Annotated in this window: 13 protein-coding genes and 1 other RNA gene; 5 read left to right on the plus strand and 9 right to left on the minus strand. The window is 71.6% G+C overall.

Annotated features, from left to right (window positions below; translation table 11 throughout):
- Positions 1-414: thiamine-phosphate kinase (locus NON22_RS14695; RefSeq protein WP_257387699.1), on the plus strand; the 414-nt coding region annotated here is incomplete at its 5' end.
- Positions 411-902 (plus strand): phosphatidylglycerophosphatase A family protein, encoded by a 492-nt coding sequence (locus NON22_RS14700; RefSeq protein WP_257387700.1) that lies wholly within the window; start codon positions 411-413, stop codon positions 900-902. The genes NON22_RS14695 and NON22_RS14700, both read left to right, overlap by 4 nt.
- On the opposite strand, the gene NON22_RS14705 is transcribed toward NON22_RS14700, so the two are convergent.
- From NON22_RS14705 to NON22_RS14740, 8 genes are all read right to left on the minus strand, one after another.
- The gene (locus NON22_RS14705; RefSeq protein WP_257387701.1) at positions 899-1678 is read right to left on the minus strand and encodes a hypothetical protein; all 780 of its coding nucleotides are present in this window, start codon (positions 1676-1678) and stop codon (positions 899-901) included. The two genes, NON22_RS14700 and NON22_RS14705, sit on opposite strands and share 4 nt — an antisense overlap.
- Before the next feature lie 98 nt (positions 1679-1776).
- Positions 1777-2322, minus strand: a complete 546-nt coding sequence (pilO, locus tag NON22_RS14710) for a type 4a pilus biogenesis protein PilO (protein WP_257387702.1) — start codon at positions 2320-2322, stop codon at positions 1777-1779.
- The gene (locus NON22_RS24915; protein ID WP_257387703.1) at positions 2319-2864 is read right to left on the minus strand and encodes a PilN domain-containing protein; all 546 of its coding nucleotides are present in this window, start codon (positions 2862-2864) and stop codon (positions 2319-2321) included. The genes pilO and NON22_RS24915 overlap by 4 nt, the downstream gene beginning before the upstream one ends.
- Complete coding sequence (locus NON22_RS14720; RefSeq protein WP_257387704.1) at positions 2861-3238, minus strand: hypothetical protein; 378 nt, start codon at positions 3236-3238, stop codon at positions 2861-2863. The genes NON22_RS24915 and NON22_RS14720 overlap by 4 nt, the downstream gene beginning before the upstream one ends.
- Positions 3239-3241: 3 nt before the next feature.
- A complete protein-coding gene (locus NON22_RS14725; RefSeq protein ID WP_257387705.1) occupies positions 3242-4624 on the minus strand; it encodes an FAD-binding oxidoreductase in 1383 nt (460 codons plus the stop codon).
- 2 nt (positions 4625-4626) lie between these two features.
- Positions 4627-5220 carry a BON domain-containing protein gene (locus tag NON22_RS14730; RefSeq protein WP_257387706.1) on the minus strand — a complete coding sequence of 198 codons (594 nt, stop codon included), beginning with the start codon at positions 5218-5220 and terminating at the stop codon, positions 4627-4629.
- Positions 5221-5230: 10 nt separating this feature from the next.
- A complete protein-coding gene (locus NON22_RS14735) occupies positions 5231-5587 on the minus strand; it encodes a YraN family protein (RefSeq protein ID WP_257387707.1) in 357 nt (118 codons plus the stop codon).
- Positions 5587-7362, minus strand: coding sequence for a penicillin-binding protein activator (locus tag NON22_RS14740; protein WP_257387708.1), 1776 nt, complete (start codon positions 7360-7362; stop codon positions 5587-5589). The genes NON22_RS14735 and NON22_RS14740 overlap by 1 nt, the downstream gene beginning before the upstream one ends.
- Before the next feature lie 83 nt (positions 7363-7445).
- On the opposite strand from NON22_RS14740, the gene rsmI reads away from it, so the two are divergent.
- On the plus strand, positions 7446-8282 hold the full coding sequence (rsmI, locus tag NON22_RS14745) for a 16S rRNA (cytidine(1402)-2'-O)-methyltransferase (protein WP_257387709.1): 837 nt from the start codon (positions 7446-7448) through the stop codon (positions 8280-8282).
- 50 nt (positions 8283-8332) lie between these two features.
- Positions 8333-8699: RNase P RNA component class A (rnpB, locus tag NON22_RS14750), an RNA gene on the plus strand.
- A 322-nt stretch (positions 8700-9021) separates the two neighbouring features.
- Here rnpB and NON22_RS14755 read toward each other — a convergent pair.
- Positions 9022-9714, minus strand: coding sequence for a glutathione S-transferase N-terminal domain-containing protein (locus NON22_RS14755; RefSeq protein WP_257387710.1), 693 nt, complete (start codon positions 9712-9714; stop codon positions 9022-9024).
- 77 nt (positions 9715-9791) lie between these two features.
- Between NON22_RS14755 and NON22_RS14760 the strand changes: the two genes are divergently transcribed.
- Positions 9792-10077 (plus strand): GntR family transcriptional regulator (locus tag NON22_RS14760; RefSeq protein WP_257387711.1); only part of this gene is annotated, 286 nt, incomplete at its 3' end.

The raw sequence follows: 10077 nt of genomic DNA on the forward strand, positions 1-10077 counted from the left end.
GCTCTTCCGATCTGGCCGACGCCGCGCGTCGCGCTCGGCCTCGCGCTGCGCGGCATCGCGAGCGCGGCGATCGACGTGTCCGACGGTTTGCGCCAGGACCTCGGCCACATCGCCGCGCGCAGCGGACTGGCGGCCGTGCTCGTCGCCGATCGCCTGCCGCAGTCCGAGGCGTTGCAGCGCGTCGGCGACGAGGACCAGCGCCTGCGCTGGCAGCTGGCCGGCGGCGACGACTACGAGCTCTGCATCGCCGTGCCGCCGGCCCGCGTGGGCGAGGCGCAGGCCGCCGCCGCCGCCTGCGGCACTACGTTGACCGACATCGGCGCGTTCGAAGACGGCGAGGGCGTGCAGGTCGTCGACGCCGCCGGCGCGGCGGTGGCGCTGCCGCGCGGCGGCTGGGAGCATTTCGTCGCATGAGCCTGAGCGCCGCGCAGCGCCGCGCGATCCTGACTCATCCGGCCGGCTGGATCGCGAGCGGTTTCGGCGCGGGCCTGAGCCCGCTGGCGCCGGGCACGGCCGGATCGGCCGTCGCGCTGCTGCCGTACCTGTGGTTGCGCGAACTGCCGTTCTGGGCTTACCTCGTCGTCGTGCTGGCCGTATTCGCGCTCGGCGTCTGGACCTCGCGCGTTCTCGTCGCGCGTCTGCGGGTCGAGGATCCCGGCTGCATCGTCGTCGACGAGTTCGTCGGCCAGTGGCTCGCGCTCGCATTCGCGCCGCCCGGCTGGATGTGGATACTTGTAGGTTTCTTGCTTTTTCGACTCTTTGACGTCGCCAAGCCCTGGCCCGTGTCCTGGGCCGACCGCGAAGTCGGCGGCGGCTTCGGCGTCATGCTCGACGACGCACTGGCCGGCCTGCTCGCCGCGGCGGTGCTGGCCGGGCTGGTCTGGGGCGCCGCGCGCTTCTAGAACGACGAGCGGCCCGGCCGGCGCTTCGCATGGTCGAGCGGCGGCAGGGTCTCCGGATCGACCCCGCTCTGCGCCGGATCGGTACGGTCGGCGAGCACGCGCAGCGTCGACGGGTCCACCGGCATCGGGTCGTAGTGGAAAGGCCCGGCCATCGTTTCATGCGCATGGCCGGCAGGATCGCGCCAGCTCGCGACGAGCGCCCAGCGCTTGAACCGGCCCCAGGCCACGGTCTGCGAGCGTACTGATTCCACGGCAGTCGAGATGCCGTCGCGCTGCAACCGCGCGTAGCGTTCCTTGTGGCGCCGCAGCCTGCGCCGCAGAAAGAACACATAGATCAGCGGCGCCACGCCGATGCCGACCCAGAAGATCGTCGCGATGACATCTCCGGTCTCGTTCTCGAGGCTGACCCGGTGCTCGCTGCCGCGCCGGTAGAGCACCGGCAGCCGTTGCCCGACGCTGAGGCCTTTCTTGGGGACGTTGGTCAGGTTGAACAGGTGAGCGTCGGCGGTATGCGTGACGTTGCGGTCGTCGGCGTAGCGGACGGTGTAGTCGGCGCGGCCGCGGACTTCGACCACTTCGCCGGTCGCGCGCAGCGCGTGACGGTCCTGTTGCCAGGTGCGGAGCAGCATCAGGCCGCCGCCGAGCAGGGCGAGCATGGAGAATCCGATCAGGCAGACCGTTGACATCAGCACGGCCTGGTCGAGATAGGCCGGTGGCGAGGCCGACAGCAGGTCTTCCCGGCCGATGTGCGGCGGTTCGGCGTCGCGGTTCGTCATGAGGGCAGGGCCTCGGCTGCGTGGGTCGGAAGCATGTCGACGTTCACGGCAAACGCCGGGACTGCGGATCAGCGAACATCCGGCGCGATCGCGGCAGGCTAGGGCGCCGGGAGCGGCAGGCCGGCATCCTCGACATAGCGGAAATACTCGGTACGTACCTCGGCCGTGTACGCGTCGCCGGCGGCGGCCAGGCGCACGTGGCTCAGGCGCTGCAGCGGCACGATGCCGGCGTAGTCATGCAGGAAGGCCTGCAGCGCCGGCAGGCTGCCGCGCAGCGAGAACGCGAGAGCGCGGCGCGCGTAGAACTCGCCGGCCTGCTCGCGCCCCGGCTGCGATCGTTCGAGGATCAGTCCGTGCTGCCCGGCCAGCGCCTGCAGGCCGGCGGCGATCTCCTCGTCGGTAAACTGCGACGGCAGCTGCTGCTCGAGCATCGCGAGATCCTTGCGCACGGCGTTGACGTCCAGCGCGTAGGCGTCGATGTCGGCGACGCGGCGCCGGCGCAGGTCGATGCTCTCGTCGAGCCACTGCACCGCGAGGTCGCCGCGCTCGCAGCGTTCCTGCGCGTCGAGCAGCAGCCAGAGACCGACGAGCGCGCCGGTAGCCAGGGCCAGTGCGATCAGCGCGCGGCTCGCGGCCGCGTTCACGGCTGCACCCCGGCCGCGCCGGCCGCGCGCGCGAGTTCGGCGAAGCGCGCCGGATCGATGGTCGCCGTATAGCGGACCTGCTCGGTGCCGGCCGGCGCGCCGGGCTGGCGCAGCGCGATCCTCGCCTCGCTGAAGCCGGCCTGCTTCAGGGTTTGGAGCAACGCGTCGGTCGTCGCCGCGTCGGCGCAGCGCGCCTGCAAGGTCAGCTGTTTCTCATCGACGTCGAGGTCGAGCAGGCCCGCGCCGGAAGGCAGAGAGGCGGCCAGCGCGAATGCCGCCTGCAGTCCGTGCTGCGGTTCCTGCAGCACGTCGACGATCTGCTTGCGCGCGAGCATCTCGCTGCGCAGCCGGTCGAGATCGCCGATCGGTTCGAGCTGCGTGTTCAAGGCTGCGAGCTGGGCTTCCTGCTTGTGCAGCTCGCTCGCGTAGCGGTGCTCGCGGTAGTGGTAGTAGCCGGCCGCGACCGCAAGCGGCAGGCCGGCCGCGACGAAGGCCAGCGCCGCGTGCCGGAGCGTCGTGCCGGGGCTAGCGGCCGCGCTCACGGCCGGCGCTCCGTGGGCTGGCAGTGCGCCGCCGGGTCGGCCGGTGGCGGGCCGACGCGACAGGCCCGGATCGCCGGTTTCGCGACCGCGCTCACGGTGATTTTCCCGGCGATGCGGCGGCCGTCGGCGAACTGCGCGATGAACAGCGTGTCGCTGCGGACCGGCGTCTCGCGCCGCGGTCGGCACCTCGCCTTGCGGCGGGTCGGCGCTAGGCTGCCGCGCGCGCGGATCTGCGTCTGGCTCCAGCGCGCGAGAGCGGTGCCCTGCTGCAAGATCGCGTCGGCCTGCGGGGCCTGCGCCGGCTGCGTGATCGCCGCGGATTCGGCGGTCGGCGCGGCGAACGGCAGGGCGGCTGCAGCAATCAGGCCTCGCATCGTCTATTCCTGGTCGGGCAGCAGCTTGCCCGGATTGAGTATGCCATCCGGGTCGAATTGCGCCTTGATCCGCCGCATCAGCGCGAGCGCCATCGGATCGAGCGCGCGCGGCAGGAACTCGCGCTTGACCAGGCCTATGCCGTGTTCGCCCGACAGGGTGCCGTCGAGCGAGAGCACGAGATCGAACACTGCGGCGAGACAGTCCGGCGCCGCGGCGGCCTGGGCCGGATCCTCAGGCCGGTAGAGCAGGTTCACGTGGATGTTGCCGTTGCCGGCATGGCCGAAGTTCACGATGGGAATGCCGAACGTGTGCGAAATGCTCTTCAATCCACCGATGAGCTCGGGCAGGCGGCTGACCGGCACGACCACGTCCTCGTTGATCTTCATCGGCGCGATCGCGCGCAGCGCCGGCGACAGCGCCTTGCGTGCGGCCCAGAGGCCGGCGATCTCGGCCTCGTCCTCGGCCGCGCGGCAGTCGAGCAGGCCGGGTCCGCGCGCGGCCGCGGCGACGGCCTCGACCGCGGCCGGCAGGAACGCGGGCTCGCCGTCGACCTCGATCAGCAGCATCGCGCCGGCTACCGGCACGGCGTCGCCGCCGTGCTTGCGCGCGAGGCGCAGCGCCTCGTCGTCGAGGAATTCCAGTGCGCACGGCGTGACCGGCTGAGCCATGATGCGCGATACCGCGGCCGCCGCCGCCGTGATGTCGGCATAAGTCGCGCGCAGCACGCGCTTGGCCGCGGCCAGCGGCGTGAGCTTCAAGGTCGCCTCGGTGATCAGCGCGAGCGTGCCTTCGGCGCCGATCAGCAGCCGCGTGAGGTCGTAGCCGGTCGCGCCCTTGCTCGTGTAGTAGCCGGCACGGAAGGTCTCGCCGCTGCCGGCGACGGCCTGCAGGCCGAGCGTGTTCTCGCGCGGCGCGCCGTATTTCACCGTGCGCGGCCCGGCCGCGTTGCAGGCGAGATTGCCGCCGATGCTGCAGTAGGCGCTGGAGGTCGGATCCGGCGGCCAGAAGAAGCCCAGCGGCTTCAGCGCGGCCTGCAGATCGCCGTTGAGCACGCCGGGCTCGACCACGGCATAGCGGTTCGCCGCGTCGATGCGCAGGATGCGGTTCATGCGCTCGAACGAAACCACGACGCCGCCGTGCACCGGCACCGTCGCGCCGGTCGTGTTCGTGCCGCGGCCGCGCGCGATCAGCGGAGTGCGCGCCGCGCGGCAGGCCTGCACGAGCGCGACGACCTGCGCGTGCGCGGTCGGAAACACCACGGCGTCGGGCAGCGCGCGGCGTCGCGAATTGTCGTAGCCATAGGTCAGGCATTCGGCCGGATCGACGCTGAGCGCGTCCGGAAAGATCGCGGCCAGGGTTTCCCGCAGTCCGGCGGCCAGTGCCACGGCTAGTCCTGGTACTCGAACACGCGCACGACTCTCTCGACGCCGGCGACATTGCGCGCGATGTCGGCGACGCGCTCGGCTTCCTCGCGCGTGACCAGGCCCATCAGATAGACCGTGCGGTGCACCGTCGTCACGTTGACGCGGGTCGGATCGAAGCCTTCCAGGTCGACGATGTCGAGCAGCGCGGTCTTCACGTGCGCGGTGATCGTGTTGTCGCGGCGCCGCGACAGGAAGCTTTCGGGCTCGCGCACCTCGATCTCGTTGAGGAGGCGGCGCACGCCTTCGTAGCCGCTGACGCGACGCTCGGCGCGTTCCTTGAGCTCCTGGGTCCGCACCTCGCCGGCCAGCAGCATCACGCCGTTGTAGACGACGATCGTGACGTTGTTCTTGAGCGCGAGCTCCTTGTCCTTGTTGAAGTTGTCATAGGCGGTCGTCTGGATGTTGCGGTCGCTGATGACCGTGGTCCAGCTGCGCCGGTCGTGGCCGACGCCGGCGGCCGTGCCGCCGATGACGGCGGCGACGCAGCCCGACAGCAGCGCGGCCGACAGCAGCGGGACGAGCAGACGCAGGGCGAAGCGGGTCGTGGCGGGTTTCATGCGGTCTCTCTCAAAACGCGTCGAAGGCGGAGCGTTCCCAGCGGCAGGCCGCGGCATCGGCGCTGCCGCTGAACGCGACGCTGTCGAAGCGGCAGGCGTCCTGCGCGAACGCGGGATGGGCGGCGAGGAAAAGTTCGGCGGCGCGGATCAGCCGGCGCTGCTTGGCCGGGCCTATCGACGCGCTCGGGTCTTCGCCCGACGCTGCGCCGCGATAGCGCACTTCCACGAAGACCAGCGCCTCGCCGTCGCGCATGATCAGGTCGATCTCGCCGTAGCGGCACTGCCAGTTGCGGGCGACCAGGCGCAGGCCGGCGCGTTCGAGTTCGGCCTGCGCGGCGCGCTCCCAGACGGCGCCGAGCGTACGCATCAGGGCATCCGGCCGTCACTCAGGGTCAGTCCCGACACGGGCCGCGCGACGCCGTTCTCGAAGCGCACCCAGGTCAGCAGCCGGTGTACGCGGCCGAAGCTGTCGGACGCGAGCTGGCCGGTCGCGCCGGGCAGATAGCTGTCCGGATGCGTGCCGAGCCAGTCCATGTAGGGCAGCAGCGAATACGCGTCGAAGCCCAGCGCGAACAGGCGCGCGCCGGCGCCGCGCGCCGACTCGATGCCGCGCAGGACCTGGTCGCGCGGCGGCAGGCCGGCGCTCGCGTCGAACAGCCACGGCGCGTCGCAGAATTCCAGGCCGTCGAGGTCGCGGTCGAGGCCCGGATTCAAGGTGCCCGAATAGACGTGCGAGGTCGCCATGACCGGGATGCTGACGCCGGCGAGCTTGAGCTGCGGCATCAGCAGGCGCGCCTGCTGCGGGCGCATGCTGACGAATACGGCCGCGTTCGACGCGGTCGCGAAGCTGCCGACCGACTCGCGGATGAGTCCGGAATAGTTGACCTCGCCTTCCTTGACGCGCGCCTCGCCGACGACGGCGCCGCCGAGGCTTTCGAACTGCGCGCGGAACGCGAGCGCGGCGCGCTCGGCCCAGTCGTCGGTCGCGGCGATGACGGCGGCTTCGCGGATGCCGGCCGAGGCCATGCGCTCGGCGGCCTGGGCGCCTTCGGTGTCCGGCAGCAGGCCGAACGCGATGCTGCCCGGCGGCGGCGTCGCGCCGTTGTCGGCCTGGTTCAGCGCGAGCACGGGCACGCGCAGGTCGCCCTGCTCGAACAGCAGCCCGACGGCTTCGCGCGTCAGCGGGCCGACGACGCGGTCGGCGCCGTCCTCGACCGCTCGGCGGTACGCCGCGACGGCGTCTTCCGAACTTTGTCCACTATCGTAGATTTTCACTTCGCCGCGTTCCGGCGGCGCGTTCGTGTCGTTGAACCAGGCGGCGAAGAAGCCGTCGCGGATCGCCGCCGCGGCGTTCTTCAGCGCGCCGCTGGCCGGCAGCAGCAGCGCGACCTTGCGCGCGGCGCTGTAGCCCTCGCGGCTCCAGCGGTCGCTGCCGTCCTGCTGCAGGGTGCCGACCGGCCGGCTCGGCCGCTGCAGTGCGAGCGGCAGTGCCTGGCCCTGCTTGCGCAGCGCGCGTTCTATCCAGGGCCGCAGCAGATCGTTCGGCGGCAGCTCGCTGCCGCGCTGCTTCAGCGCCGCGGCGTCGAGCGCGGCGAGGGTGTCGACGATCTCGCGGCGATTGCTCTCGCGGTCCGGACCGCTCAGCGAGCGGTCGAGCACGGCGCGCGTACGCGCGGCGGCGAAGCGGTCGCCGGTCGCCTGCTGCGCGCGTGCGGTCAGTTCGAGGCGGCGCAGCACGAGCGCCGGCGGCAGGGCCGAATCGGGCAGGGCCAGCAGGGCCAGCGCCTCGTCCGGCTGCTGGCGGTTCAGCGCGATCTCGGCGCTGAGCAGGTCGAAGCGGTAAGCGTCCTCGCCGGCGAGGCGCTTGCGCCGCACGTCCGACAGGGTTTCGGCCGCGGCGGCGAGATCGCCTTCCTCGCGCAGCGCCTCGGCCGCGCGGAGGCGGTAATGGCCGCGGGCGCTGGAGTCGGTCTTGGCCAGCTGCAGATAGGCGTCGGCGGCGGCGCGGAACTCGCCGCGCTGGTACAGCGCATCGGCGGCGCCGACCTGCGGCGTCTGCGACGGCGCCGTGTCCAGGGTGGCGCAGCCGCCGAGCAGCGACAGCAGCAGGCAGAGCAGGACTCCTCGCGAATTCACAGGCATGGCCGCATCCGTAACGCCGGGTAATGCTGCGATGATAGCGGATCAGGACAGCGCGCCCGCGGACCGGCGTACGGAGGAAAAGCATGACGACGGATTCGGCCGGGCGGCTCTGGGTCGTGGCCACGCCGATAGGCAATCTCGACGATCTGTCGGCGCGCGCGCGCGAGGTGCTCGGCCGGGTCGCGCTGATCGCGGCCGAGGACACGCGCCACAGCGCGCCGCTGCTCGCGCGCTACGGCATCGCCACGCGCGCGGTCGCGCTGCACGAACACAACGAGCGCGACGAGGCCGAGCGCCTGGTCGCGCGGCTGCGCGGCGGCGAGGACATCGCATTGATCTCCGACGCGGGCACGCCGCTGGTCAGCGATCCGGGCTTCCGCCTCGTGCGTGCCGCGCGCGCGGCGGGCATCGTCGTCTCGCCGGTGCCGGGCGCCTGCGCGGCGATCGCCGCGCTGTCGGTGGCCGGTCTGCCGAGCGACCGTTTCGTGTTCGAAGGCTTCCTGCCGGCCAAGGCTGCGGCGCGGCGCGAGCGGCTGGCCGAGCTGGCCGGCGAGACGCGCACCCTGGTGTTCTACGAATCCAGCCATCGCGTGCGCGAAACGCTGGATGACATGGCCGCGGCGTTCGGCGCCGCGCGCCCGGCCGTGCTCGCGCGCGAACTGACCAAGCTGTTCGAGACCGTCATCGACGCCGATCTGGCGACCCTGATCGCGCGCGTCGCGGCCGATCCCAATCAGAGCCGCGGCGAGTTCGTGCTGCTGGTCGGCGGCCGCCCCGAACAGGAAGACGCGCGCCTGGCCGAGGGCCGCCGCGTGTTCGCGCTGTTGCGCGAGGAGCTGCCGCCGGCGCGCGCGGCCAAGCTCGCGGCCGCGATCAGCGGCGCGCCGCGCAAGGCGCTGTACGGTAGCGACGACGGCTGACACGGCTGCGTCCGCTGCGCGAGACGGGCCGCTCGGTTAGAATGCGCGGCGGAGTAGGCCAGACAGTCGCGTCGCAGCAATGCGCCGAGGAAAGTCCGGGCTCCACAGGGCAAGGTGCCAGGTAACGCCTGGGCGGCGCGAGCCGACGGCCAGTGCAACAGAAAGCAAACCGCCGAACGCTGCCGGCAACGGCAGGCGTGGTAAGGGTGAAACGGTGCGGTAAGAGCGCACCGCCTGCGGGGCCAACGCCGCAGGGCACGGTAAACCCCACCTGGAGCAAGACCGAATAGGGGAACCATGACGCGGCCCGCGTCGTTCCCGGGTTGGTTGCTTGAGCCTGGCGGCGACGCCAGGCCTAGAGGAATGACTGTCGTCCCGCAAGGGATACAGGACCCGGCTTATCGGCCCACTCCGCCATCGCGCAGGCACGGCAGGAGAGTGGTGACAGCGGCGTAGCGATACGCGGCTGTCACCACTTTCCTCCGTGCACTGCGCGTTTTCTTTTCCGACGATTCCGGCGCCGCCGTCGCGGCGGCGCCGGTCTGCGGCGAGCGCGCGAGCCGCGACGCCGAGGTCTTCACGCAACGAAAAGCCCGGCTGCGGCGGTCCGCTGGCGCGCGATCGATTTCCCGTTCGCGGGATTCGTTGAATATTCTGAGATTTGTTCAACGGAACGAACGTCGTTCCGTTCGACGGGTCGCCGTCGCGATGCCTCGGCATCGAGGTCCGCCGCATCCCGTCACGGCGCCGGCTTCGCGCCGAACAGCACGCCGCGTTCGGCGTCCGACAGCTTGCGCGCCGGCGAGTAGGCCTCGGCCACGCCGGCGTAGGCGCGCCGCGTCGCCGGGCGTTCGCGTATCGCCTCGAACCAGCGCCTGATGTTCGGGAAGTCGTCGAGATCCTGGCCATGTGCCGCGTGCGGCACGATCCACGGATAGCAGGCCATGTCGGCGATGCTGTAGTCGCCGGCGATGAACTCGCGGCCGGCCAGGCGCCGGTCGAGCACGCCGTAGAGCCGCGCGGTCTCGCGCGTGTAGCGCTCGATCGCGTACGGTACGGGCTCCGGTGCATAGACGCGGAAATGGCCGTTCTGTCCGGCCATGGGGCCGAGGCCGCCGACCTGCCAGAACAGCCATTGCATGACGTCGGCGCGGCCGCGCAGGTCGGCCGGCAGGAAGCGGCCGGTCTTCTCGGCGAGGTATTGCAGGATCGCGCCGGACTCGAACAGCCGCACGGGCTCGCCGCCGTCGGCGGGCGCGCGGTCGATCAGCGCCGGAATGCGGTTGTTCGGCGCGAAGGCCAGGAACTCTGGACGGAACTGCTCGCCCTTGCCGATATCGACCGGGACGATGCGATGCTCCAGCCCGGTTTCCTCGAGCATCAGCCGCGGCTTCAGGCCGTTGGGCGTGCCCCAGTAGTACAGCTCGATCATGTGTGGCTCCGTCGTCTGCGAGGCTGCAGCATAGGTCGCGCGCTGGCATGCTTGAAGCGCCAGAACGGGGAACAATCATGGATCCAGTTTTTTCGCTCGCGCTGCAGCTGCCGCCGCCGGGTTCGCGCCGCCTGCTGCGCACGCTGCACGCGCAGCTGCGCGCGGCCATCCTCGACGGACGCCTGCGCCCGGGCCAGCGCCTGCCGTCGTCGCGGGCATTGGCCGGGGCGTATTCGATCTCGCGCAACACCGCCGTGGCCGCCTACGACCTGCTGCTCGGCGAAGGCTATCTGCAGGCGCGCCGCGCGAGCGGCGTCTACGTGGCCGAGGGGCAGGCCGCCGCGCCGGCACCGAGCGCCGCGC

Source organism: Tahibacter caeni (genome assembly GCF_024609805.1).
Lineage (GTDB): Bacteria > Pseudomonadota > Gammaproteobacteria > Xanthomonadales > Rhodanobacteraceae > Tahibacter > Tahibacter caeni.